This window comes from Sporosarcina gallistercoris, from assembly GCF_050459885.1.
GTDB classification, from domain to species: Bacteria; Bacillota; Bacilli; order Bacillales_A; family Planococcaceae; genus Sporosarcina; species Sporosarcina gallistercoris_A.
The window spans coordinates 42,378-68,878 of sequence record NZ_JBCMNO010000007.1 but is presented as its reverse complement, the minus strand read 5'-3'; the positions used below and the strand labels follow the sequence as shown (position 1 = coordinate 68,878).

25 protein-coding genes and 2 riboswitches are annotated in these 26,501 nt (G+C 45.3%); all 25 genes read left to right on the top strand.

All coding sequences use genetic code 11. The features are described from left to right. Window positions 1–11: 11 nt before the first annotated feature. The 25 genes from ABE021_RS05170 to ABE021_RS05050 all read left to right on the top strand — a co-directional run bounded on the left by ABE021_RS05170 (window position 12) and on the right by ABE021_RS05050 (window position 26,357). Complete coding sequence (locus ABE021_RS05170; RefSeq protein ID WP_430287243.1) at window positions 12–1,187, top strand: acetyl-CoA C-acetyltransferase; 1,176 nt, start codon at window positions 12–14, stop codon at window positions 1,185–1,187. Between the two features lie 36 nt (window positions 1,188–1,223). Next, complete coding sequence (locus ABE021_RS05165) at window positions 1,224–3,011, top strand: acyl-CoA dehydrogenase family protein (RefSeq protein WP_430287241.1); 1,788 nt, start codon at window positions 1,224–1,226, stop codon at window positions 3,009–3,011. 89 nt (window positions 3,012–3,100) lie between these two features. Then, the gene (locus tag ABE021_RS05160; protein ID WP_430287240.1) at window positions 3,101–3,460 is read left to right on the top strand and encodes an arsenate reductase family protein; all 360 of its coding nucleotides are present in this window, start codon (window positions 3,101–3,103) and stop codon (window positions 3,458–3,460) included. A 77-nt stretch (window positions 3,461–3,537) separates the two neighbouring features. Then, complete coding sequence (gene gcvH, locus ABE021_RS05155; RefSeq protein ID WP_430287239.1) at window positions 3,538–3,921, top strand: glycine cleavage system protein GcvH; 384 nt, start codon at window positions 3,538–3,540, stop codon at window positions 3,919–3,921. Between the two features lie 66 nt (window positions 3,922–3,987). Further along, entirely contained in the window at window positions 3,988–4,287 is a 300-nt protein-coding gene (locus ABE021_RS05150) for a thioredoxin family protein (protein WP_430287237.1), read from the top strand. Between the two features lie 50 nt (window positions 4,288–4,337). Further along, window positions 4,338–4,443, top strand: a riboswitch (SAM riboswitch). A 224-nt stretch (window positions 4,444–4,667) separates the two neighbouring features. Next, window positions 4,668–5,690, top strand: coding sequence for a methionine ABC transporter ATP-binding protein (locus ABE021_RS05145; RefSeq protein ID WP_430287236.1), 1,023 nt, complete (start codon window positions 4,668–4,670; stop codon window positions 5,688–5,690). Further along, entirely contained in the window at window positions 5,687–6,355 is a 669-nt protein-coding gene (locus ABE021_RS05140) for a methionine ABC transporter permease (protein WP_430287235.1), read from the top strand. The genes ABE021_RS05145 and ABE021_RS05140 overlap by 4 nt, the downstream gene beginning before the upstream one ends. Window positions 6,356–6,599: 244 nt before the next feature. Continuing rightward, on the top strand, window positions 6,600–7,442 hold the full coding sequence (locus ABE021_RS05135; RefSeq protein WP_430287233.1) for a MetQ/NlpA family ABC transporter substrate-binding protein: 843 nt from the start codon (window positions 6,600–6,602) through the stop codon (window positions 7,440–7,442). Window positions 7,443–7,575: 133 nt separating this feature from the next. Beyond that, window positions 7,576–8,775: a dicarboxylate/amino acid:cation symporter gene (locus ABE021_RS05130; protein WP_430287232.1), complete on the top strand. Its 1,200-nt coding sequence runs from the start codon at window positions 7,576–7,578 to the stop codon at window positions 8,773–8,775. Between the two features lie 418 nt (window positions 8,776–9,193). Next, complete coding sequence (gene sufC / locus ABE021_RS05125) at window positions 9,194–9,973, top strand: Fe-S cluster assembly ATPase SufC (RefSeq protein ID WP_430287230.1); 780 nt, start codon at window positions 9,194–9,196, stop codon at window positions 9,971–9,973. Window positions 9,974–9,991: 18 nt separating this feature from the next. After that, complete coding sequence (sufD, locus tag ABE021_RS05120; RefSeq protein ID WP_430287228.1) at window positions 9,992–11,299, top strand: Fe-S cluster assembly protein SufD; 1,308 nt, start codon at window positions 9,992–9,994, stop codon at window positions 11,297–11,299. Continuing rightward, window positions 11,299–12,519, top strand: coding sequence for a cysteine desulfurase (locus ABE021_RS05115; RefSeq protein WP_430287226.1), 1,221 nt, complete (start codon window positions 11,299–11,301; stop codon window positions 12,517–12,519). Before sufD ends, ABE021_RS05115 begins: the two co-directional genes overlap by 1 nt. Then, the gene (gene sufU / locus ABE021_RS05110) at window positions 12,519–12,956 is read left to right on the top strand and encodes a Fe-S cluster assembly sulfur transfer protein SufU (RefSeq protein WP_430287225.1); all 438 of its coding nucleotides are present in this window, start codon (window positions 12,519–12,521) and stop codon (window positions 12,954–12,956) included. Before ABE021_RS05115 ends, sufU begins: the two co-directional genes overlap by 1 nt. A 22-nt stretch (window positions 12,957–12,978) precedes the next feature. Continuing rightward, window positions 12,979–14,376: a Fe-S cluster assembly protein SufB gene (gene sufB / locus ABE021_RS05105; RefSeq protein ID WP_430287224.1), complete on the top strand. Its 1,398-nt coding sequence runs from the start codon at window positions 12,979–12,981 to the stop codon at window positions 14,374–14,376. A 127-nt stretch (window positions 14,377–14,503) separates the two neighbouring features. Then, the gene (locus tag ABE021_RS05100) at window positions 14,504–15,208 is read left to right on the top strand and encodes an N-acetylmuramoyl-L-alanine amidase family protein (RefSeq protein WP_430287222.1); all 705 of its coding nucleotides are present in this window, start codon (window positions 14,504–14,506) and stop codon (window positions 15,206–15,208) included. Window positions 15,209–15,647: 439 nt separating this feature from the next. Further along, on the top strand, window positions 15,648–16,508 hold the full coding sequence (locus ABE021_RS05095; protein ID WP_430287221.1) for a DUF72 domain-containing protein: 861 nt from the start codon (window positions 15,648–15,650) through the stop codon (window positions 16,506–16,508). A gap of 2 nt (window positions 16,509–16,510) precedes the next feature. Continuing rightward, window positions 16,511–17,335 carry a sulfite exporter TauE/SafE family protein gene (locus ABE021_RS05090; RefSeq protein ID WP_430287220.1) on the top strand — a complete coding sequence of 275 codons (825 nt, stop codon included), beginning with the start codon at window positions 16,511–16,513 and terminating at the stop codon, window positions 17,333–17,335. After that, the gene (locus ABE021_RS05085) at window positions 17,332–18,714 is read left to right on the top strand and encodes a bifunctional metallophosphatase/5'-nucleotidase (protein ID WP_430287218.1); all 1,383 of its coding nucleotides are present in this window, start codon (window positions 17,332–17,334) and stop codon (window positions 18,712–18,714) included. The genes ABE021_RS05090 and ABE021_RS05085 overlap by 4 nt, the downstream gene beginning before the upstream one ends. Before the next feature lie 54 nt (window positions 18,715–18,768). After that, entirely contained in the window at window positions 18,769–19,536 is a 768-nt protein-coding gene (gene yunB / locus ABE021_RS05080) for a sporulation protein YunB (protein WP_430287216.1), read from the top strand. 54 nt (window positions 19,537–19,590) lie between these two features. Beyond that, window positions 19,591–19,771, top strand: a riboswitch (Lysine riboswitch). Window positions 19,772–19,905: 134 nt separating this feature from the next. Then, window positions 19,906–21,483: a Na+/H+ antiporter NhaC family protein gene (locus tag ABE021_RS05075; protein WP_430287214.1), complete on the top strand. Its 1,578-nt coding sequence runs from the start codon at window positions 19,906–19,908 to the stop codon at window positions 21,481–21,483. A 291-nt stretch (window positions 21,484–21,774) separates the two neighbouring features. Continuing rightward, window positions 21,775–22,962: an ABC transporter substrate-binding protein gene (locus tag ABE021_RS05070; RefSeq protein WP_430287213.1), complete on the top strand. Its 1,188-nt coding sequence runs from the start codon at window positions 21,775–21,777 to the stop codon at window positions 22,960–22,962. A gap of 79 nt (window positions 22,963–23,041) precedes the next feature. Continuing rightward, window positions 23,042–23,917, top strand: a complete 876-nt coding sequence (locus ABE021_RS05065) for a branched-chain amino acid ABC transporter permease (protein ID WP_430287212.1) — start codon at window positions 23,042–23,044, stop codon at window positions 23,915–23,917. Window positions 23,918–23,930: 13 nt separating this feature from the next. Continuing rightward, window positions 23,931–24,881 carry a branched-chain amino acid ABC transporter permease gene (locus ABE021_RS05060; protein WP_430287210.1) on the top strand — a complete coding sequence of 317 codons (951 nt, stop codon included), beginning with the start codon at window positions 23,931–23,933 and terminating at the stop codon, window positions 24,879–24,881. Then, window positions 24,871–25,647, top strand: coding sequence for an ABC transporter ATP-binding protein (locus tag ABE021_RS05055; protein ID WP_430287209.1), 777 nt, complete (start codon window positions 24,871–24,873; stop codon window positions 25,645–25,647). The genes ABE021_RS05060 and ABE021_RS05055 overlap by 11 nt, the downstream gene beginning before the upstream one ends. Before the next feature lie 2 nt (window positions 25,648–25,649). Further along, entirely contained in the window at window positions 25,650–26,357 is a 708-nt protein-coding gene (locus tag ABE021_RS05050) for an ABC transporter ATP-binding protein (RefSeq protein WP_430287358.1), read from the top strand. Window positions 26,358–26,501 lie beyond the last annotated feature (144 nt).

The following is a 26,501-nucleotide window of genomic DNA, read 5'->3' as shown; positions in this document are numbered from 1 at the left end:
GAGGAAATACAATGCGTGAAGCAGTAATCGTAGCGGGTTCCCGCACACCGGTCGGTAAAGCGGGCCGAGGATCGCTTGCGACTGTCCGACCAGATGATTTAGGAGCACTTACTATAAAAGAAACGTTGAAACGCGCAGGAGGTTATGACGGTCCGATTGAAGATCTGATCATCGGCTGCGCAATGCCGGAAGCTGAACAAGGGATGAATATGGCTCGGAATATTGGAGCACTTGCTGGCTTGCCTGACACGACACCAGCGATCACCATCAACCGTTTCTGTTCATCAGGACTCCAGTCCATTGCCTATGCAGCTGAGCGCATCATGCTAGGACACTCTGAAGCCATTCTAGCTGGCGGCGCTGAGTCGATGAGTATGGTCCCGATGATGGGCAATACCGTTCGTCCGAATGCAAAACTAGCGGAAGAAGCACCTGAGTATTATATGGGAATGGGTCATACAGCGGAGCAAGTTGCCGTGAAGTATGGAATCAGCCGTGAAGATCAGGATGCGTTTGCTGTAGAGTCCCATCGCCGTGCAGCAGCAGCGATTGACGCTGGTAAGTTCGAGGACGAAATTGTTCCTGTTGAATTCACCGAAGGCTATGTCGACAGCACTGGGAAATTTGCAGAGAAAAAAGGTACGTTTTCGATGGATGAAGGCGTGCGTCGAGGCACAACAACAGAAATCTTAGCGAAACTGCGTCCTGCGTTCTCCGTTACAGGTACAGTAACAGCTGGGAACGCTTCGCAAACCTCTGACGGAGCAGCATCTGTACTTGTAATGGATCGTGAAAAAGCTGTTGCGGAAGGTCTTACACCAATTGCGAAATTCCGTTCGTTTGCAGTAGCAGGAGTTCCACCTGAAATCATGGGGATCGGACCGATTGCTGCGATACCGAAAGCGTTGAAGATCGCTGGACTGTCCATTGAAGATATCGATGTGTGGGAATTGAACGAAGCATTTGCTTCACAATCCTTGCAAGTCATTCGTGAGCTCAAGTTGGACACGAACAAAGTGAATGTGAATGGGGGAGCGATCGCTCTAGGTCATCCACTTGGAGCAACCGGTACGATTTTGACCGTAAGAATGATGAGTGAACTGAAGCGCCAAGGCAAGCAATTCGGCGTTGTCACGATGTGTATCGGTGGCGGAATGGGCGCAGCTGGCGTGTTTGAATTACTGTAAACAACCTATGCACGTAAACTAGAGGAGGAACTGGAAATGACTGAAACTACGACAAATGAGCTGATTAAAGGCGGAGCGTTTCTAACGGAAGACATTACACCGGATCGTATATTCACGCCGGAAGATTTTTCCGATGAGCAAAAAATGATTGCAAAAACAGCAGAAGACTACGTGAAAAACGAAGTGCTGCCAGTTGTCGATAAATTGGAAAACCATGAGTTCGAGCACTCTGTACGTCTTTTGAAGTCAGCTGGGGATCTAGGTCTACTCGGGGCAGACGTACCTGAAGAATACGATGGGCTTGGATTGGATAAGATTTCCTCAGCATTGATATCTGAGAAACTTGCAGTTGCTGGCGGATTCTCCATTACACACGGTGCGCACGTAGGAATCGGTACACTTCCGATTGTGTTGTTCGGAAACGAGGAGCAAAAGAAGAAATACTTGCCGAACTCGGTAGCAGGGGACAAAATTTCTGCATACGCGCTGACGGAGCCGGGTTCAGGGTCGGATGCACTTGGTGCGAAAACAACTGCTAAATTGAACGAAGCGGGTACTCACTATGTCTTGAATGGTGAAAAACAGTGGATTACGAATGCTGGCTTTGCAGACGTATTCGTTGTCTATGCGAAAATCGATGGCGACAAGTTCTCTGCATTCATCGTAGAACGCGAATTCCCAGGTGTTTCTGTCGGAGCTGAAGAGAAAAAGATGGGCATCAAGTCGTCCTCCACACGGACACTGATCTTATCTGACGCTGAAGTTCCTGTAGAGAACTTACTTGGAGAAGTCGGTCGCGGTCATATTATCGCCTTCAACATCTTGAACATCGGCCGTTACAAGCTTGGAGTAGGAACTGTCGGGGGATCGAAACGTGCGCTTGAGCTTGCGATTTCGTATTCGAACGAACGGAAGCAATTCAATACTCCGATTTCATCGTTCAACTTGACGAAGGAGAAAATCGCAACGATGGCATCCCAGCTCTATGCAACAGAGAGCCTGATTTACCGGACAGTCGGTTACTTCGAGCAGCGTCAAAGTCAGATGACTGCTGAACAGCAGAAAGACGGAAAAGAGATCGCAGCAGCGATTGCTGAATATGCAATTGAATGTTCCATTAACAAAGTTGTTGGATCGGAGACGCTTGACTATATCGTGGACGAAGCCGTTCAATTGCACGGCGGATATGGCTTCATGGCTGAATATGAAGTGGAACGCGCATACCGCGATTCCCGTATCAACCGGATCTTCGAAGGGACGAACGAAATTAACCGCATGATCGTACCAGGTACATTCATGAAGAAGGCACTAAAAGGCGAGCTGCCTTTGTTGCAGCAAGCGCAAGCACTTCAAGAAGAATTGCTCATGATGATGCCGGAAGAAATTGGCGATGCACCACTGGAACAAGAAAAAGTCCTAGTGAAAAATGCCAAAAAAATCGGTTTGCTCGCTGCAGGATTAGCTGCACAACGCTTCGGAACAAAGCTTGAAGAAGAGCAGGAAGTGCTTGTCAACATTGCGGATATCGCTAATAATATCTTTGCAATGGAATCCGCACTTCTTCGTACTGAAAAGGCGGTTGCGAAAAACGGTGCTGAAAAAGAACAACAGAAAATCCTATACACGGAGATCTTCTGTCAAGAAGCGTTCGCAGCAATCGAACGCGATGCAAAAGAAACGCTATACGCAACAGTGGACGGAGACAACCAGCGCATGATGATTTCTGCATTGCGTAAATTGACGCGCTCAAATCCTTATAACGTGATTGCGAAGAAGCGTGAAGCATCCGTGAAACTCATTGATGCTGCGAAATATGTTGTTTGATCAATAATTTTCGTATCCCTCCATCCAGACTGCGAGTTAAGTAGTCTGGATGTTTTTGTGGTAAAATGGAACTAATGGAGGTGACTGAATTGGGACTGCACTATTATGGCTATCCGAAATGTACAACTTGCAAGAAGGCTGAGAAATGGCTGAGAGAAAACGGCATTCCATTCGAAGCAACGAATATCGCTGAACAGCCACCGAGCGAGCAAGCGTTGAAAGAGATGATCACTAGCTCTGATTTACCACTAAAGAAGTTCTTTAACACAAGCGGCATGAAATATCGTGAACTTGGATTGAAAGACAAACTTGCTTCTATGAGTGACGATGAACAAATCAAATTACTGGCATCAGACGGTATGCTCATTAAGCGACCCCTTGTGACGGATGGAGACACAACCACAGTGGGATTCAATGACAAGACTTTCGCCGAAACGTGGAAGGCGTAAGTTCATTTCTTGTCTTTCAATGGTAGCTGTGGCAAAATGGAATCAGATATATAATTTAACTGTTGGAGGGGTAAAGAATGAGTACACCACAAGGTTTGAAGTATTCTGAAGAGCACGAATGGGTTAAAGAAGAAGACGGTAAATACCGAATCGGAATCACTCACTTTGCACAATCTGAACTTGGTGATATCGTATTCGTTGAATTGCCATCTGTTGGCGACGAACTGAAATCGGACGAGCCATTCGGCAGCGTTGAATCTGTAAAAACGGTTTCTGAACTCTATGCACCGATCAGCGGTAAAGTCGTTGAAGTGAACGAAGAGTTAGAGGACAGCCCTGAGCTTGTCAACGAATCTCCTTATGAGGGTGCTTGGATGGTCGTTGTGGAAGCAACAAAACCAGCTGAACTTGATGAGCTTATGTCTCCTGAAGACTACGACAAGATGACTGTCGGAGAATAACTACAAAAGACGCCGACTACGTGGCGTCTTTTATATTTCCTTTGAAATAGAGTGAAGGTGATCGTGATGGATGAGTGGACATATAGTGAGTGGAAAGAAGTTTCTGCACAAGAGGAAATGGCAGCTTTCTATCTGTATACACCGCTCTGCGGAACCTGTGCAGTAGCGAGTAGAATCTTGAATGTCGTTACAGAGCTGAAACCGACTGTTCTCATTGGAAAAGCCAATTTGAACTATGTAGAAGAACTCGCAACAGAATACCAGATTGAAAGCGTTCCGTGCCTGCTCATTAAGCGGAAAGGGAAGTCTGTTGAGAAAGTCTATGCCTTTCAATCGGTTCAAAATATTCTCCAAAAGCTTAGTTGACAGCCATAAACCGCTATGGTATAACTAATAGCAACCAATTGAATAACTGACTCTTATACAGAGAGGTGGAGGGGAGTACCCTGCGAAGCCCGGCAACCGTCAATTTACTTGAAATGGTGCCAAGTCACACAAAGCGTATGCTTTGAAAGATGAGAGATCGGATGAACGCTATGAATTTTTATGCGTACGCCTTTCTGTGAATCTGCAGGAAGGCGTTTTTGTTTTTATGTTGAAGTGAAAATCACCATCAGTTCAAACCTATTAGTTGTTTGTATCGAAAGGCGTCCGCCTGGAGAGGAAAACAGCGGCAAGTGGAAGGATTGTTCACTTATATAGCAATTAGTATTGACCAGAATGAAAAGCAGTGAGGTGGGTGTCGAATGATTCAATTAGCAAATGTCAACAAACGATTTGGGACCTCAAGCACTGCGATTACTGCAGTTGATGGAGTAAACCTGACAATTGAAGAGGGAAAGATATACGGCATCATCGGGTATAGCGGTGCCGGGAAAAGTACACTGATCCGATTGTTGAACGGATTGGAACAACCAACAGATGGGACGGTCCAAGTGAACGGACGCAAGATTTCATCCATCGGGGGGAAAGAGCTGCGCCAAGCCCGCCAAAAAATCAGTATGATCTTCCAACATTTCAACTTGCTTTGGTCTCGTACGGTAAAGGAGAATATTACGTTCCCGTTAGAGATTGCTGGAGTGAAGAAAGCGGAGCGTGAGCGGAAAGCATCGGAATTGATCGAGCTCGTGGGGTTAGCAGGTCGTGAAAATGCGTACCCATCCCAATTATCGGGTGGACAGAAACAGCGTGTCGGGATTGCCCGAGCTCTTGCTAACGACCCTGAAGTTCTATTATGTGATGAAGCGACTTCAGCGCTGGATCCTGAAACAACCGATGCGATCCTGGATCTGCTGACGAGCATTAACGAGCGGCTGGGATTGACCATCGTCCTGATCACACACGAAATGCATGTCATTCGTAAAATCTGTCATGAGGTCGCGGTCATGGAAGCAGGAAGAGTTGTGGAAACAGGGGATGTCCTTCAGGTGTTCCAAGCACCTAAAGAAGCGATAACGAAAAGGTTCGTATCCCAAGTGACGGAGCCTGAAGATTCGAAAAAAGTGATGGCGCTCATGCGTGAGGACTATCCCGAGGGGACACTTGTTAAGCTGGCGTTTGTCGGTGAACGTACGGAGCAGCCAGTACTTGCTCAATTGATACGGGAATATCCAGTCGATGTCAGCATTCTTCAAGGAAACATTCAACAAACACGCGGCGGTGCTTATGGAACCCTTATCCTGCAACTTACAGGCGATGTCCAAGCAACTGCAAATGCCATTCAATACTTACATGAACAAGGTGTCCAGACGGAGGTGTTTGAGAAATGATTGAAACGTATTTCCCGAACGTAGACTGGACAAAAATGTGGGACGCAGCAGTGGAAACACTTTATATGACGGCGGTCTCTACCGTTTTCACTTTCATCATCGGGCTGGCACTTGGAATCCTTCTTTTCCTGACCGGTCCAGGTCATATCTGGGCGAACAAACTTGTCAATCTGCTCACAGGATCAATCGTTAACATTTTCAGATCGATTCCTTTCATTATATTGATCATCCTTCTAATTCCGTTCACCAAGTTCTTGATCGGAACAATCCGGGGTCCGGAAGCAGCTTTGCCGGCACTGATAATTGGAGCTGCTCCATTTTATGCAAGAATGGTGCTGATTGCACTTCAGGAAATTGACAAAGGTGTTCTGGAAGCAGCACGTTCGATGGGTGCGAAAACGTCCACCATCATCTTCAAAGTTCTTTTACCGGAGTCAATGCCCGCTTTAATCTCAGGGATTACGGTAACGGCGATTGCGCTAGTCGGCTACACGGCAATGGCAGGTATTATCGGAGCCGGAGGACTAGGTACACTTGCCTTCTTAGATGGATTCCAACGAAGCCGAGAAGACGTCACACTCGTTTCAACAATCCTCATTTTAGTAGTCGTCTTCATCCTGCAATTCGCAGGAGACTTTGCTGTCAAAAAGCTCGACAAACGGTAACCCAGGGGAAAAACAGGCATGCCTGTCTACTATATTTGGTTTTGATGAAAACAGACTGATGCTTGACGACTCCGTTGATTGGAGTGGAAGGCGGCGACTCCTGCGGAATAAGCGAAGAACGAAGACCCCGCAGGGAGCGTAGCGACCGAGGAGGCTGAGTTCGAGCCCGGGGAAAGCGTCCGCCTGCAACGGAAATCAACACCGTTGATTATCAGATCAAAAAAAGAAAAGGGAAGTGGAATGGATGAAAAAGTTTTTAACAGGAATTTTACTGGCAGTACTTGTATTAGCACTTGCAGCATGCGGTTCGAAAGATGACAAAGACGGAAACGCAAGCGGTTCTGATGGCGAAGTGAAAGTCATCAAAGTCGGTGCTTCCAACGTACCGCACGCAGAAATCCTAGAAAAAGCGAAGCCATTGCTGAAAGAAAAAGGCTATGACTTACAAATCGAACCGTATCAAGATTACGTTCTTCCTAACCAAGACCTTGAGTCTGGTGATCTGGATGCAAACTACTTCCAGCACATCCCTTACATGGAAACACAAATTGCTGATCATGGGTATGACTTTACGAACGCAGGAAGTATCCACATTGAGCCAATCGGTGTCTATTCAAAGAAATACAAATCACTCGACGAACTTCCTGATGGCGCTACAATCCTGATCAGTAACTCAGTAGCGGACCATGGCCGTGTCCTCGCTATGCTTGAAGCAGAAGGTCTTATCAAGCTGAAAGACGATGTGGACAAAACGAAAGCTGAAGTGAAAGATATTGTGGATAACCCGAAAAACATTAAGTTCGACGCAAACTACGAAGCAGCTCTTCTTCCACAAATGTATGAAAGTGAAGAAGGCGATGCGGTTCTTATCAACTCCAACTATGCAATTGATGCAGGTATCAACCCAATGGAAGATTCCATTGCATTGGAAGAGTCTGATTCTCCGTACGTAAATATCATCGCGGTGAATACTGGCGACGAAGACAAACCTGGGATTAAGGCGCTAGTTGAAGTTCTGACTTCAAAAGAGATCCAAGATTTCATCCTTGAAGAATGGAAAGGTTCCGTCGTACCTGTTACTAAATAATATAGAAGAACCCCTCATCTTTTCTTCAAAAGATGAGGGGTTTTTTGGATAATAAATAGGACTGAATTCTAAAGCGTTTTCATGTATGATAGAGAGAGTTTTACTAATTCAACGCACGAAAGGAGTTTGGAACGTGAAATTTAAATTAGGACTTATTTGGAGGATCATCATAGCTATCGGTCTGGCAGTAGGACTTGGTTATTTGACACCTTTGATAGGTGAAGGATTCGCGAAAGGCTTCACACGTTTATTTGCAACATTTAATATGATATTTGGAGGATTCCTCAACTTTGTGGTTCCTTTGATAATTTTAGCATTCATCGCACCGGGAATTGCGAAACTTGGTAAAGGTTCCGGAAAGTTGCTGGGTCTTGCGACTCTATTTGCGTATGCATCTACCATCATTGCAGGAATTCTCGCATATTTTGCAGCAACCAACTTATTGCCAAGATACATAGGCGGGTTAGGCAGCAAATCTATTGAAACTGCCAAAGAGGCTGCAAGTTCATTCTTCCAATTGGAGATGACACCTCTAATGGGGGTTATGACGGCATTGCTTCTCGCATTCGTATTAGGGATTGGAATGGCTGCAATTGGCAGCAAGACGATGCTTCATATGTTTGAAGAACTGAATGTGATTATTGAAAAAGTGATTTCAGTCATTATTATTCCGCTTTTACCGATACATATTTTCGGTATTTTCTTGAATATGACATATACCGGAGAAGTTGCAAAAGTGCTTTCGATATTCATTTTCGTTTTTGTCATGATCATCATCCTGCATCTCATCATGCTGACACTGCAATATACGGTTGCCGGAGCGGTATCCCAGCGGAATCCGTTCCGACTGATGAAAATCATGGCACCGGCCTATTTCACAGCCATTGGTACACAATCTTCCGCAGCGACGATTCCAGTAACTTTGCGTCAAGCGAAACAAACTGGAGCATCTGCACGAGTGACAGACTTCACGGTTCCGTTGTTTGCAACAATCCACTTGTCTGGAAGTACGATAACTCTTGTTTCTTGTTCCATCGGAGTTATGCTCATGAATGATATGCCAATCCACTTTGCTGCCTATCTTGGATTCATCTTCATGCTGGGGATCACTATGATTGCAGCGCCAGGCGTGCCGGGCGGGGCGGTTGTAGCGGCGACAGGACTATTGTCTTCGATGCTAGGTTTCGACGAAGCGATGGTTGCGCTCATGATTGCCCTTTACATGGCACAGGATAGCTTCGGAACAGCAACGAACGTCACAGGTGACGGGGCGCTTGCAATTGTCGTCGACAGTTTCTCAAAAGAAGGCACATCTGCAAAACTACCGAAATGAATGATCCAATATAAGCTGCGCGCCAATCTCCTATTCTACTGGAGAACGGCGCGCTTTTTGCTGCCGATGATGAATAGCTGGATGTGAAATTATTTTTTAGTTGAGTTATGACGGTTCTTTGGTCCGCGATGCAGCAGGAGTTTGTAAGTTTATATAACTCAACTTATTTAGTTGCAAAATCCGTCGGTGAATAAGTTGGAACTTAAATTTTTTTGTGAACAGAAGGTGAGAAATTCTCATTCGTAAAACGGCAATTGAAAATGGAAGAAGGGGATGGAAATCGATGAAATAGGAGGTTTCTTTTAGAATTTGTAATCATTCTTAATGATTTGCAAGTACTCCGTATATAGGATAAGATTAGAATGATGATAAATAGAAGATGATAGTAATTCATCTTAAGCATACTGGAGGTATTGGAATGGCTACTTTGGAAATCAAAGATCTTCATGTTTCAATCGAAGACAAAGAAATACTTAAAGGTGTCAATTTAACGATCAACACAAATGAAATCCATGCAATCATGGGACCGAACGGAACAGGTAAATCCACGCTCGCTTCTGCAATCATGGGTCATCCAAAATACGAAGTAACATCAGGATCGGTTCTTCTGGATGGAGAAGAAGTTCTTGAAATGGAAGTGGACGAACGTGCGAAAGCCGGTTTGTTCTTAGGTATGCAATATCCAAGTGAAATCACTGGTGTAACAAACGCTGACTTCCTTCGTTCAGGCGTTAACGCTCGCCGCGAAGAAGGCGACGAAATTTCTCTTATGAAGTTCATCCGTGAACTGGACAGCAAAATGGAACTTCTTGAAATGGACGAAGATATGGCAACTCGCTACTTGAACGAAGGATTCTCGGGTGGAGAGAAAAAACGTAACGAAATTCTGCAACTGATGATGTTGAAGCCGAAATTCGCAATTCTGGATGAAATCGACTCCGGTCTTGACATCGATGCATTGCGCATTGTATCTACAGGCATCAACGAAATGCGCGGCGAAGACTTCGGCTGCCTGATCATCACTCACTATCAGCGTCTGTTGAACTACATCACACCTGACCACGTTCACGTGATGATGCAAGGCCGAGTTGTGAAATCCGGTGGAGAAGAGCTTGCTCGTAAACTGGAAGAGCACGGTTACGACTGGATTAAAGAAGAGCTGGGAATCGAAGAAGAGACTGTTGAACAAGAAGCGTAAGAGGGAGGACGAATGAACATGACGGTTGAAACTAAATTGGCATTGACCGGAGAAGACGTCCGCTCTTATTCCGCAACTACTGGAGAAGCAGGCTGGTTAACAGATCTCCGCTTGGATGCGCTAAGTAAAGTAGACTCACTTCCAATGCCGAAACCAGATAAAACAAAGATTGATAAATGGAACTTCACAGAGTTTCCTGTACACGCTGTTGAAAGCACAGTATATGAGAACCTTAGCGAGCTTCCAGACGATGCGAAATCACTTGTGGATGCAGATAACCAAAAAAATATTTACGTGCAACATAACAACACACCTGCTTATTTATCACTATCGGATGAATTGAAAGAGCAAGGCGTTATTTTGACAGATATTTTTACGGCTTCTCGCGAACATAGTGACCTCGTAAAGAAATACTACATGACAGATGGCGTTAAAGCGGACGAGCATCGACTCACTGCTTTCCACGCTGCACTCATGAACGGGGGCGTATTTGTATACGTGCCGAAAAACGTGGAAGTGAAACAACCGATTCAAGTGTTGTTTTTACACGACGATGCACAAGCATCTCTTTTCAATCACGTCATTGTAGTTGCTGAAGCGAATAGTGCTGTCACATACGTTGAGAACTATTTATCCACAGTTCCACATGCGGAAGGACTCGCGAATATCATTTCTGAAGTATTCACAGGGGATAACGCTGTTGTCACTTATGGTGCAGTGGATGTACTTGCTGAAGGATTTACAACGTATGTAAACCGTCGCGGTATTGCTGGACGCGACAGCCGCATCGATTGGGCTCTTGGTTTGATGAACGACAGCAACACAATTTCAGACAACTTAACACACTTAGTTGGTAATGGCTCACGCTGTGATATGAAATCGGTTGTTGTTGGACGCGGGGCACAAAAACAAAACTTCACTTCTGAAATTGTCCACTGGGGACTTGATACAGAAGGTCATATTTTGAAGCACGGCGTTATGAAAGACTCCGCTTCATCCATCTTCAACGGTATTGGCAAAATTGAAAAAGGTGCAACCCGTTCGAATGCGGTGCAAGAGTCGCGAGTCCTCATGCTCAGCGAAAAAGCTCGCGGAGATGCCAATCCTATTTTGCTGATCGACGAAGACGACGTAACTGCAGGACATGCTGCTTCTGTTGGACGCGTAGATCCACTTCAGTTGTTCTACTTGATGAGCCGCGGGATTTCGAAGCAGGAAGCAGAACGCCTCGTCATCCATGGTTTCCTTGAACCGGTTGTCAGCAAATTGCCGATCGAGGGCGTCAAGAAACAGTTGACGGAGGTCATTGAAAGGAAAGTGCGCTAATGCTGAACAAAGACATTCGCAACGATTTCCCGATTCTCGACCAAGAAGTCAACGGTTACCCCCTCGTATACCTGGACAGTGCGGCAACTTCCCAGAAGCCGCGTCAAGTGATCGAGGCGCTTACTAACTACTATCAACATGATAATGCCAATGTTCACCGTGGAGTCCATACTCTCGGCAACAGAGCAACAGAAGGGTATGAAGGTGCCCGCGAAACGGTGCGCAAGTTCTTAAACGCTTCATCGACAGAAGAAATCATCTTTACGCGTGGCACGACTACCGCTCTGAATCTGGTTGCGCAAAGCTATGGCCTCGCAAACATCGGCGAAGGTGATGAAATTCTAATCACATATATGGAGCACCACTCGAACATCATCCCTTGGCAGCAATTAGCCAAAGCAACGGGTGCTGTCTTGAAATACATCGATCTCGAAGAAGATGGAACGCTGTCACTTGAAAAAGTGAGCGATGCCATGACAGATCGGACAAAAATCATTTCGATGATGTATGTATCCAATGTTTTAGGAACGATGAATCCTATTAAAGAAATCACGGAAATTGCTCATGCGCACAATGCGATCATGGTGGTGGATGCAGCTCAAGCGGCCCCTCACCTAAAGCTGGATGTCCAAGACTTGGACTGTGATTTCCTCGCCTTTTCCGGACATAAGTTATGTGGTCCGACAGGTATCGGTGCATTGTATGGAAAAAAAGCCTTGCTGAATGAAATGGAGCCTGTCGAATTCGGTGGTGAGATGATCGACTTCGTTGGACTTTATGATTCAACGTGGAAAGAGCTGCCATGGAAGTTCGAGGGCGGCACCCCTATCATTGCAGGTGCAATCGGGATGGCAGCAGCTATCGATTACATTGAATCCATTGGACTGGATGCTATCGAGAAGCATGAGCATGAACTCGTTGCATATGCAATGGAACAAATGAATACTGTTGAAGGTCTTGAAATCTATGGCCCTCGGGATTCAAGCAAGCGTGCTGGAATTGTGACGTTCAATCTTGAAGGAGTCCATCCTCATGATTTAGCGACCGTGTTGGATATGAATGGTATCGCTGTCCGTGCAGGACACCATTGTTGCCAGCCACTTATGAAATGGCTGGAGGTATCTGCTACAGCACGCGCCAGCTTCTATCTCTATAACACGAAAGAAGATGTGGACCGTCTTGTTGAAGGCCTTCGCATGGCAAAGGAGTATTTTCAATAATGGGAAACGAAAAACTGGATCAGCTGTATCGCTCGGTCATTATGGATCATTATAAAACTCCCCGTAACAAAGGGGTTCTTGAAAGCAGTAATGTGACAATAGATATGAATAACCCTACTTGTGGAGATGTGATCCATTTAACTCTTCAAGTTGAAAATGACATCGTGAAAGATGCAAAGTTTGAAGGAGAAGGATGTTCGATTTCAATGGCATCCGCTTCCATGATGACCCAGTTAATCAAAGGCAAGAATACCGAGGATGCAGTCCATGCAGCTCATGCGTTTTCGGATATGATGTTGGGTAAAGATATCGATGATTCTCTGGATTTGGGAGATATTGAAGCGTTGACTGGGGTTGCTAAATTCCCGGCGCGTATTAAATGTGCTACTCTGCCATGGAAAGCGATGGAAAAAGGGATTACAAGCGATTCCGAATAATCGGATGAAGGAGGAATAGCAAATGGCTAAAAAGATGCCTGAAATCGGCGATTACAAATACGGTTTCCACGACAAAGATGTATCTGTATTCCGTTCTGCACGTGGTTTGACGAAAGAGATTGTTGAAGAAATCTCTAGTATGAAAGATGAGCCGCAATGGATGTTGGATTACCGTCTGAAGTCATTGGAATTGTTCTACAGCAAGCCGATGCCTCAATGGGGCGGAGACTTGAATTCGTTGAACTTCGATGAGATTACGTACTATGTAAAACCATCTGAAGCAACAGAAACTTCGTGGGATGAAGTACCGGAAGAAATCAAACGTACGTTTGACAAATTGGGAATTCCTGAAGCAGAACAGAAATACCTTGCAGGAGTATCTGCACAGTATGAATCTGAAGTGGTTTACCACAACATGAAACAAGAACTGACAGACCTAGGGATTGTCTTTAAAGATACAGATTCAGCGCTTCGTGAAAACGAAGAATTGTTCAAGAAGCATTTCGGTACCGTGATTCCGAACTCTGACAACAAATTCTCTGCACTGAACTCAGCGGTTTGGTCAGGTGGATCATTCATCTATGTGCCGCCAGGCGTTAAAGTGGAAACACCGCTACAAGCGTATTTCCGCATCAACTCGGAGAACATGGGACAATTCGAGCGTACCCTTATTATCGTTGACGAAGGCGCAAGCGTTCACTACGTAGAAGGCTGTACCGCTCCTGTTTATACAACGAACTCACTTCACAGTGCAGTTGTTGAAATCATCATCAAAAAAGATGCATATTGCCGTTACACAACGATCCAGAACTGGGCGAACAACGTGTACAACCTAGTAACGAAACGTGCAGTATGTGATGCGAACGCAACGATGGAGTGGATCGATGGTAACATCGGTTCGAAGCTCACAATGAAGTACCCTGCAGTTATCCTCAAAGGTGAAGGCGCACGCGGTATGACGTTGTCGATTGCCATCGCCGGTAAAGGCCAACACCAGGATGCGGGTGCGAAAATGATGCACTTGGCTCCGAATACGTCTTCAACGATCGTATCGAAGTCCATTTCACAGCACGGCGGAAAAGTGACATACCGCGGAATCGTCCACTTCGGACGTAAAGCGGAAGGCGCTCGTTCCAACATCGAATGTGATACGCTCATCATGGATGACAAATCGACATCAGATACGATTCCGTATAACGAAATCCTGAACGATAACATTTCTCTTGAACACGAAGCAAAAGTTTCCAAAGTCTCTGAGGAGCAGCTCTTCTACTTGATGAGTCGCGGAATCTCAGAACAGGAAGCGACTGAAATGATCGTCATGGGCTTCATCGAGCCATTCACAAAAGAACTTCCAATGGAATATGCCGTTGAAATGAACCGTCTCATTAAATTCGAGATGGAAGGATCCATCGGTTAATCCCTATACAGTCCCGTACACTTGTTCACTCAAGTGTATGGGGCTTTTTTCGTGTCCTCTATCTCTTTCGTCATCGGAATCCTATATAAAAGATGATCCGTACGATCATTGGAAAGGAGAATTGCAAATGATGAAAATTGCACTTGATGCAGGGCATGGATTACAAACAGCAGGAAAACAGACTCCTGACGGTGAAAAAGAGTGGACCTTTAACAACGCGGTCCTTCTAGCGGCTCTGTCGAAACTGAAAATGTATGAAAAAGTCGATCTGCTGCGGGTGGATGACTCAACAGGCAAGACGGATATTCCACTGAAAACACGCACAGACCATGCGAACGCTTGGAAAGCAGATGTCTATTTGTCCTTTCATCACAACGCCAATACTGGAGTTTGGGGTGACTGGGGCGGTGTGGAGACGTACATCTATGAGGGGACAGTGTCAAAGGCGAAAAATCTTGCATTGCTCATTCAACCGAAACTTGTCCGTGCAATGGGGTTGCGGGATCGAGGTGTAAGAAAGAAAAACTTGCACGTACTCCGTGAAACTCAAATGCCTGCTGTCCTCATTGAAGGGGGCTTCATGGATTCCCGGACTGATATCCAAGCACTTAGAAATCCTCAGCGGTTGAAAACTCAAGGCGAAGCAATAGCGGACGCCATCATCGACTATTACAAGCTCAAAAAGAAATCCAGCCAAGCATCGGATTTGGATTCAGGTAAGAAATTCCGTTTAGTGACAGGGACATTCCAATCCAAATCTGAAGCAGAGACTTCCGCCAACCGTCTGAGAGAACAACATGGATGGACCGTCTATGTAAAAGAAGAATTGTGAAAGACGACCTATGGTTAAATATGTTGAAGTAAAGAGTTAAACTGTTTACTATGTAAGGGACTTCCTGCCACCTAGGCATCTTGTACCTAGCCTGAATTGCTTGTAGTGGAAGGCTCGCTTCCTGCGGGGAGACCCCGCAGGAAGCGAATGGAACGAGGAGGCGCAAGCCATGGCCGCCGGAAAGCGAGTCCTGGAACGAAAAGCAATTGATGAAAGGAGTAATCATCTCTTCTTAATTGAGTGTGTGGCATTCCTTGATTCGAGGTAAGGAATGCCTCCACTTGGAACGAAAAACTATGGCTCATTCTCAGATTATTCATTTCAATCTATATAGATGTAGTGGCCATTTTTTATCCATAAACAGCTTTGAAGACCAGGAAACCGGATTAGTTATGATATGATGTGGGTAACTGATTGGTACACGATTGGAGGGCTGTATATGATTGAAATCGGCTTAACTGGATGGGGGGATCACCCTGATGTGTATGCACCCTCATCCACTGCAAAAGAGAAATTGCTGGACTATAGTTCACATTTTCCAATAGTAGAACTCGATGCGACTTTCTATGCCATCCAGCCGGAGCGGAATATCCGGAAATGGATTCGCGAAACGCCTGACCACTTCGGATTCGTTGTTAAAGCGTACCAGGGCATGACAGGACATTTACGCGGGGAACTGCCCTATGAATCGAAAGAAGAGATGTTCGAGCTCTTTCGACTGTCCATGCAGCCTCTCCAACAAGCGGGCAAACTATCGCTGATCTTAGTCCAGTTTCCGCCTTGGTTCGATTGTGTGAAAGAAAACGTCGAAGAAATACGATACATAAGTAAGCAATTGGAAGGGTTCGATATCGGGATCGAGTTCCGTCACCAGTCCTGGTATGACGAAAAGTTCCGTGAAAGAACGTTGGAATTCTTGGAAATCAACAACCTGATCCATGTCATTGCGGATGAGCCGCAAGCAGGTACCGGGAGTGTTCCTTTTGTTCCAAGGATCACTCGGAGCGATAAAGCCGTTATCCGTCTTCATGGGCGCAATGTAGCAGGTTGGCGTAACCCAGGCGGCAGCAGGGAAGCGTGGCGGAAAGTGCGTTATTTATATGATTATACGGACAATGAGTTGAAAGGGGTTCAAACAGCCGTTCAGCAGTTAGAAAAGAAGTGCGATTATGTCGCGGTTATTTTCAATAATAATTCTGGAGGACATGCTGCAGAGAATGCCAAACGGTTTCAGAAAATGCTCCATCTCTCTTTCGATGACCTGGCTCCTAAACAGCTCGACATCTTTGAGGGGGAATAACGATGGAATATGTTTTGCTGATTGTCATTGGGATGCTTTCAGGAGTGGTCGGTTCACTCGTCGGACTCGGCGGAGGTACGATTTTTGTCCCGGTTACGATATTAGTCGGGATCGACTTAGGTTGGATTCCCCATGTGACACCCCAGACAGTCGTTGGGATGTCCGTGATCATGATGGTATTCAACGGGCTTTCGTCGACGTTGTTTCATATGAAGGCGAAAACGGTGGACTATCGAAGCGGATTCATCTTTTTCGCAGGAAGTGTCCCTGGTACCATCTTAGGTGCGTTTTTTAACAAGAGTCTCGATTTAGGCTCTTTTAACTTATACTTTGGCATGTTACTGATCTTTTTAGCGGGTCTATTGCTCGTCAAAAAGTATTTGAAACCGATTCATTGGTTTGTCAATCACGGAAAGGAAATCACGTTTACAGATCCGCAAGGTGAAACCCATGTGTATGGGTATCCGATCTGGTTTGCCCTTCTGTTGACATTCGTTATCGGCTTAATGTCGGGCTTATTTGGTATCGGCGGCGGGGCAATGATCGTACCTGCGATGTTATTGCTGTTCCTCTTCCCACCTCATGTGGCCGTGGGGACGTCAATGCTCATGGTATTTTTGTCAGCGCTCATCAACTCCGGGACGCACATTGTTCTCGGTAATGTTCCTTGGCTCTACTCACTCGCAGTCATTCCAGGTGCCTATATCGGAGGGACTCTCGGATCGATGTTAAACAAAAAGATGAGTTCTGAAACGCTTGTTTTAGTGTTACGCGTGCTACTGCTATTATTCGGGATTAACTCAATAATTGATGGGATTTGGGGATGACAATGATCGCTGGAAAGACAGAAACCATTCATATTTATCATACAAACGACATTCATAGTCATTTTGACAATTGGCCGGGAATCAGTGAATTCTTATTGGCACGGCGAACTGAACATGACCTGGCGGGAGAGTCCTGTTATGTTTTCGATCTTGGGGATTTCGTTGATCGTTCCCATCCATTTACGGAAGCGACCACGGGCAAAGGGAATATTGAATTACTGAACCGTGCCAAATACGATGCAGTGACGATCGGGAATAACGAAGGGATTACGCTGTCACATGAAGCGCTAGAAGAATTATATTCGGATGCCCAGTTTGAAGTGGTTGTTGCCAATCTGAAAAATACGGATGGGCGAGAATTGCAATGGGCTGTACCCTATACGTGTTTTACGACGCACAACGGCGTGAAACTTGGCGTGATCGGAGCCACTGCTGTTTATGAGCTATTCTACAGTAAGCTCGACTGGTTGATCCAAGAACCACGCCAGTTGTTAGCGGATCTTGCTTCTGAACTGAAGAACACAGTGGATTGCGTAATATGTCTCTCTCATCTTGGCGTCAATGAAGACCGTTTGTTAGCGACGGAGACTTCTGACATCGATGTCATTTTAGGCGCACATACGCATCATTTGTTTGTCTGCGGTGAAATGGTTGAAAACACGCTGTTAGCTGCGACAGGAAAGTTCGGTCAGTATGTAGGGCATGTCACCCTATGTCTCGAGAATGGTCAAGTGGTGGAGAAGAAGGCAGCTGTAATCCCTGCGGATGACCTGAAAGCAGAAGCCCAAGAAGTGGAAGGTATTCAGCAGATGATCACCTTCGGGACGGACCGATTGGATGAAGAAGTTTTTAATGCTCCGCTGCCTCTTAGGCAAAATCTGTTCGGGGATAGCCCGTTATCGGACTTTTTCGGACGGGCATTACTCGAGTATACGAAAGCAGATTGTGGATTGTTTAATGCAGGAATCTTCCTTGGAAGTGTACGGCAAGGCATCGTGACTAAACGGGACTTGCATCGTATATTACCTCATCCGATTAATGCGTGTGTTGTCACTGTAAAAGGCCGAGCGCTGAGAGATTATTACGAGATATCCTGCCATCCCGATTGGCCTAGAACGGAAGTGAGAGGTCTTGGATTCAGAGGGAGTTTGATGGGGGCCATGATTCATGTGAACCTGAAGATGGTCGATGATGTGCTGTATGTCGGTGAAAAAGCTGTGGATCCTGAAGCCGAGTACAAACTCGCAACTCTTGATATGTTTACGTTCGGGTTCTTTTATCCGAATATGAAATTTGAAAAAATCGACTATCTTGTGCCTGAACTCATCCGTGATATTGCGGGCTGGTCCGGTCACGAAAACTTCGGAACAACTTCATAACAAGACATAAGCGGCTTCTCCCTTTCATATTGTGGAATAGGGAGGCGTCGCTTTTTGAAATTCCATATGCAAGTCCCTAAAAAACGAAAACCTAAAAGAAGATGGCTTAAGTTCCTCATTCCGGCACTTCTTTTATCAATAATCGGAAGTTTTTACTATTTAAATATGAAGTTGAAGCCGGTTTACATGAATTATGCAGAAGTCCAAACCCACAAAATTGCGGCGCATGTCATCAGTCAAGCTATCCAATCGAGGTCGGAAAGTGTGTTGGATGCGAATGATGTGCTCTTGAACCTTCCTAATGATTCTTCTGAGACGGTGACATTAAAGGTCGATACGGAAACCATAAATCAGGTCATGGCGGAGCTGCACGAATTGGTGGAAGAACACTTGGATCGCGCAGAATCGGGTGATCTTGAGATGTTGCCCCAAAGTGATGGTATCCAATTCGATACTGAGGAAATGGAGAAACATGGAGGTGTCGTCTTTTTCGTACCTATCGGCCAAGTAGCGGATATCCCGCTGCTCGGGAATTTAGGACCTAAGATTCCTATCCGGTTTCACATTGTAGGGAACGTACATGCGGACGTAGATACTAAATTAAAAGAGTTTGGTATTAATAATGTCTATATGGAAGTGAATATGGAATTGACGGTGAATGTCCAAATCATTATTCCGATCGCAACGAAGCAAAGTACGGTCGTTCAGCAGTTTCCTATCGCTATCGGCATTATCCAAGGAGTCGTTCCTCAAATCTATACGAAAGGAGGGCAGAGTCCAGCGAATATTGAAATCCCGATGCAAGACGTAAAGAAGCCATAAGTCACCTTGCATGTTCATTCGATTATTGTTATGATAAAAGAGTAATAACGTAATCGATAGGGTAGAGGCTGCATTGTTTAAAAGTACCGCATGCGAGGGTGACATCGTAGACCATGCGTGAAAGGAAGCATTGCCGAAGTCTGGTGGAACGTCAATTCCATGAGGCTGGGGTCATTTCGAAAAGGGATGGCACTGTCAGGGACAGCTATATTGTCCATGATGAGCTACAATCGTCAGTGAGATATCGAAAGTGATTATCAAACAAACGACATGTAGACAGCCGGTACCCGGCCCACTTGACCAAAGTGAAACGGGCGCCGGCTTTTTTGTTTCCCCGGTTACACGAACAATTTGAAGGAGGAGATTGGAATGATTGGAACTTGGTTATCGATACTGCCGCCAGTAATCGCCATTGTGATGGTGCTTACGACAAAGAGGGTGTTGCTATCACTCGGGGCAGGAATTCTTTCCGCTGCATTACTGGTCGCTTCCTTTGCACCAATGGAAACCTTGACACAGTTAGGGAAAGCACTCATCGTCTCATTTTGGGCAGAAGGAGAATTGAATACGTATAATATTTTCATCATGCTATTCATATTAATGTTAGGTGTCATTACCGCACTTGTCAGTCTTTCAGGTGGAAGCCGCGCCTTTGCAGAGTGGGCGGTAACGAGAATCAGAACTCGCCGAAGTGCAAAAATTCTTACGATGGTATTAGGAATTGCAATCTTTGTAGATGACTATTTCAACGCACTTGCGGTAGGCCAAATCGCACGTCCTATTACAGATCGTCATAAAATCTCTCGTGCAAAACTTGCGTATTTCATCGATTCAACGTCCGCTCCGATCTGTGTGATTTCTCCGGTATCGAGCTGGGGAGCGTTCCTCATCGGTCAACTTGCTATCATTCTGGCGACGACTGCAACCGTCAATTACTCACCGTTATCAGCGTTTCTCATGATGGCGCCAATGAATTTCTACGTAATCGCTACATTGGCGATGGTGTTTTTCTTCGCTTGGACGAATATCGACTTTTTCGCTATGAAAGAGCATGAACAGCGTGCAGAAAAAACAGGAGTCCTCTTTGATCCTAAAAAGGAGATTCCCGGTCAATTGAAAGATGAATTCCCGGAGCATTCTCATGGACGGGTAAGAGACTTGGTTGCACCGATTGTCACACTTGTTGCTGTGACATTGACGGCAATGGTCGTAACCGGAATCAGAAATGGCAAAGAAATGAATATCTGGGCGATTTTTGAGAACACCGATGTTCCGCTGTCACTAGTCATTGGCGGACTTGCAGGAACTGCAATTGCCATTATTCTATATTCCACACAATTCAAGGTGAATCAGACCGCATCAGCCGGGTTGATAGGGCGAGCATTTGTCAGTGGAGTGAAAGCGATGATGCCAGCAGTACTAATCCTTATTCTGGCGTGGTCATTGACACATTTGATCGATGTTTTAGAAACTGGAATCTACTTATCTGAAGTAGTTGGGAAGTCGAATATCCCTGTCGCTTTCTTACCGGTGGTACTGTTTATATTAGCCGGATTGATGGCCTTCTCAACAGGGACGTCTTGGGGATCATTCGGGATCCTACTCCCGATTGCCGGAACGATCATGGTCAACGCAGCACCCGAATTGCTATTACCGGCATTATCGGCGGTACTTGCGGGGGCGGTGTTCGGTGACCACTGTTCACCTATTTCCGATACGACGATATTATCTTCTACAGGAGCAGGAAGCAATCATATGGACCACGTTTCAACGCAGTTACCCTATGCGCTCATGGCAGCTGGAATTGCCACTGCTGGGTACGTTGTCCTCGGGTTGACAGGATCGATATGGATCGGGCTGGTTGCAGTAATTGTTATTCTTGCCGTGCTGTTCACTTTCTGGAATGTAAGAAATTCACAGAAAGTAGTGGGCATAGCAACAAAATAATTCAAGAAAGGTATTCCTGCATAGTTGTGAGGAATACCTTTTTTGTCTGTTATGAAACGGTTTCCTCTAGGAAATTAGCAATAGTTCCCACTATCTAGAAGACAGAAGTGACGGGAACCGAAACAATTTAACAATCTAGTAATAAGATTTTGAAAATTTGTATAGACTGAATTAGAAGTTTGTTTTAGAATAGGGATACAGAAAGAAAAGAAAGGGTGCGGACGTCGACACTCGGACTAATGTTGTCCTTTCTGTTCTAATTTCAGAATAGTTAAATAAGGGGGAAGAAAAATGAAGTTTCAAAGAGCATGGAGTTTACTTGCAGCAATGACGCTTGGCGTTGGCCTCCTAGCAGGCTGCGGTCAAGAAGACAAGGACGGAGCATCAGGATCGAAGGATGGCGGCGGGGAGATCAAAATCGGGGTGAACCTCGAACTCTCTGGAGCAGTTGCTTCGTACGGAACATCCGAAGCGGATGGCATTCAACTTGCTGTCGATGAAATCAACGATGATGGCGGAATTGACGGTAAGAAAATCAAGCTTGTAAAGATTGATAATAAATCAGATGCTGCTGAAGCGACAAACGCAGCGATCAAATTGATAACACAAGAACAAGTGGTTGCGATCATTGGTGCGGCAACAAGTGGAGCTACAGTTGCACAAGCCCAAATTGCGAACGACAATAAGACACCACTCATTAGTCCGTCTGGAACAAGCCCGACAGTGACGGTAAACGAAAAAGGGGAAGTAAATGAGTTCGTATTCCGTACTTCATTCATCGATCCTTTCCAAGGGACTGTAGCAGCGAATTTTGCGGCGAATGACCTTGGTGTTAAAAACGTTGCCATCTTCTCGGATAATGCGAGTGACTATTCAAAAGGTCTCGCTTCTTCGTTCAAAGAAGACTTTGAAAAAGCAGGCGGGAAAATTGTTGCTGAAGAATCCTACGTTGCTAAAGACTCTGATTTCCGTTCAACACTGACGCGTATCAAGTCAGCAAAACCGGAATTCATCTTCATCCCAGGATACTATGAAGAAGTCGGCTTGATTGTTAAGCAAGCACGGGAAATGGGTATCGATGTTCCATTGATGGGTGCTGACGGTTGGGACTCACCAACATTGCTGGACCTTGCAGGAGCAGATGCTCTAAACAATACGTATACGACAAACCACTATTCTTCTGATGACCCGGATGGAGCGGTCAAAGCATTCAACGATAAGTTCAACGAAGAGTATGGTAAGTCCCCGGATGCGTTCAACGCACTTGGATATGACACCGTGTACTTGTTGAAAGATGCGATCGAGCGCGCAGGCAGTGTGGACTCTACAAAGATTAAAGATGCCCTTGCTGACACGGATGGTCTGGACCTTGTAACAGGTAAATATTCAGTCGACGAAAACCACCACCCGATTAAATCTGCTACGATCCTGGAATACAAGGACGGCGAGCAAGTGTTCAATACGAAGGTGAATCCTTAATTTCATGAGGGGTGGGGAGCTCTCTCCCTACCTTCTTTTTTTGGAAGAAAGTCAGATGAGGAAAAAGGAGTGAAACTTCATGGAATGGCTACAGCAACTCATCAACGGTATTTCGTTAGGCAGCATTTATGCGCTGATTGCGCTAGGTTATACGATGGTTTACGGCATTATCAAGTTAATCAATTTTGCGCATGGTGAAGTGTTCATGATCGGTGCTTTCATTGGATATATCTCGATTTCAGGATGGGGGCTAGGCTTTTTCCCGGCACTCTTACTTTCCATGGCGATTTGTGCAGTGATCGGTGTCGTTATTGAGCGCATCGCTTACAAGCGTTTGCGGAATGCAACACGGATTGCTGCACTCATTACAGCAATTGGTGTCTCGCTTCTAATCCAGAATGGAGTCATCTATTTCAGAGGAGCACAACCGGCTGCTTATCCTGAAGTGTTTGCCAACAAATCATTCAATCTGTTCGGCGCTCAAATCAGTACACAGGCGATTCTTATTTTATCGGTCTCTGTTGCGCTCATGCTTGTTCTGCAGTTCATTGTACATAAGACAAAGATCGGAAAAGCGATGCGAGCTGTATCGTATGATGCTGAAGCTGCAAAACTAATGGGCATCAACGTGGATAATACGATTTCAGCAACGTTCGCAATCGGATCTGCACTTGCTGGAGCGGCTGGGGTCATTTTCGGACTCTATTATACGAAAATCGATCCGTTAATGGGTGTTATTCCAGGTTTGAAAGCATTTGTGGCAGCTGTGCTCGGTGGTATCGGGATTATTCCCGGCGCGGTTGCAGGCGGACTTGTATTAGGTGTAGTCGAAACGGTTGTAAGCGCTCTCGGATTCTCATTGTGGCGGGATGCGGCTGCGTTCATCATTTTGATTTTGATCTTAATCTTTAAACCTTCAGGCATCTTCGGTAAAAACACAAGAGAGAAAGTGTAGGTGAATTGAAATGATGAAAAAATCTAAGCAGTTTTGGGTCTTTGCGGTTTTTGCTATCGCGATCTACGCTGCCATCCAGTTCATGATTAGTGGTGGATTCCTAAATAATTTCTATTCGAATACACTCATCTTCATGGGAATAAATATCATGCTTGCTGTCAGTCTGCACTTAGTCATCGGGATCACGGGACAATTTTCCCTCGGGCATGCCGGTTTTCTAGCAGTCGGTGCCTACGTATCCGCCATCATGACGATGAAACTTGACTTGCCATTCTTCGCAGCCATTCTCATCGCGGGAATTGCAGCAGCGCTTGCGGGTCTCGTAGTGGGAATTCCAAGTTTGCGGTTGCGTGGGGATTATTTAGCTATCGCGACACTTGGTTTTGCTGAAATTATCCGAATCATTTTCTTGAACATCGATTACGTAGGTGGCGCAGCTGGAATGCAAGTCACGCATTTGACGACTTGGACGTATACATTCATTTGTCTCTTCGTAACCATCCTAGTCATCGTGAACTTTACCAATTCCAGACATGGAAGAGCGTGTATCGCTGTTCGGGAAAATGAAATTGCAGCAGATGCAATGGGCATCAATACTACGTATTATAAAGTGCTCGCATTTGCCATCGGATCGTTCTTTGCAGGAGTTGCAGGTGCGTTATATGCACATAACTTTTACATTATCCAACCTGCTAACTTTGGATTTTTAAAATCGATTGATATTTTGATCTATGTCGTGCTTGGAGGACTCGGTAGTCTATCAGGAGCAATTGTCGCGACCATCCTGCTTACGGTTGTTTCGACATTCCTTCAGGACTTCCCTGAAACACGGATGATTATTTACAGTCTCGTCCTAATCATCGTCATGTTATACCGTCCAAAAGGATTGATGGGCAAAATGGAGTTTACAGATTACTTGAAGATGTGGATGCGTCCGAAAGGGGGAAGCCAGCATGAGCAGTGAGGTATTATTAGATGTGCAAAGCGCAGGCATCCAATTCGGAGGGCTGAAAGCAGTTTCAGGATTCAACATGAAAATCAATAAAGGTGAATTGGTGGGACTGATCGGACCCAATGGTGCAGGGAAAACAACTAGTTTCAACTTATTGACGGGTGTCTATGCACCGACTGAGGGTGAAATTTTCTTTGATGGAAAGAAAATCAATGGACTGCCACCCTTTAAGGTGACTCGATTAGGGATGAGTCGTACATTCCAAAATATCCGGTTGTTCAATGAACTCTCCGTTTTGGATAATGTGAAAGTCGCATACCATACACTTGCAAATGATTCTGTCTTGAGTTCAGTGATGCGACTGCCCTCTTATTTTAAAAATGAGCATGAAATGGAAAACAAAGCGATGGAGTTTTTGAAAATCTTTGAACTTGAAAAGTATAAAGATGAAACCGCAAAAAATCTTCCATACGGGAAACAGCGGCGTCTGGAAATCGCTCGGGCACTTGCAGCGAATCCGCATTTGCTGTTGTTGGATGAACCAGCCGCGGGGATGAACCCTTTTGAAACAAAAGAGCTGATGGAACTCATCGCTTTTATTAGGAAAAAGTTCGGATTGACGATTCTTTTGATCGAGCATGATATGAACTTGGTCATGGGGATTTGTGAAAGGATCTACGTTCTTGACCATGGGGTTCTGCTTGCTGAAGGAACACCTGAAGAAATCCGGAACAATCCAAAGGTGATTGAAGCGTATTTAGGGGAGGAAATTGTATGAGCATGCTGAGCATCCAAGATTTGAACGTCTACTACGGCAGCATCCATGCATTAAAAGGAGTTTCTCTCGAAGTCAATGAAGGGGAAATTGTCACGCTTATTGGCGCAAACGGTGCAGGGAAGAGTACATTGCTGAAAACGTTGTCTGGTTTACTGAATCCAAAACAAGGTACCATCCACTATCAAGATACTGTGATAAGCGGTAAACCCGCTCAATCCATTGTGAAGATGGGAATCTCCCAAGTACCTGAAGGAAGACGTGTTTTCGCAGACATGTCAGTGGAAGAGAATATTGAACTAGGGGCGTACTTGAGGAAAGATAAAAGTGAGATCGAAAAGGACTTCAAGAAGGTCTATACCATCTTTCCAAGATTGTATGAGCGCCGTAAGCAAACTGCGGGGACACTTTCAGGAGGAGAGCAGCAAATGCTCGCGATGGGAAGGGCGATTATGGCGAGACCTAAGTTACTTCTATTAGATGAGCCATCTATGGGTTTAGCTCCACTTATGGTCAAAACCATTTTTGAAACCGTTAAAGATATCAGTAAGGCAGGAACGACGATTCTGCTGGTGGAGCAAAATGCTCATATCGCTCTTTCCATCGCGGATCGAGGATACGTAATTGAAACAGGACGTGTCATTCTATCGGGGACTGCAGCGGAATTACAAGCGAGTGAAGAAGTGAAGAATGCCTATCTGGGTGGTCATTGAATTACTGAATCAGTACTGGAGAAAGCGTCCGATCAACGGGCGCTTTTCTTGTTGTCATCCTTTACTCATCAAGTTGTTCGCTTTCTGAATATATGTTACATTATTGAAAGTGGGGAAAACAGTAAACGTCTAGCTGAAATCAGC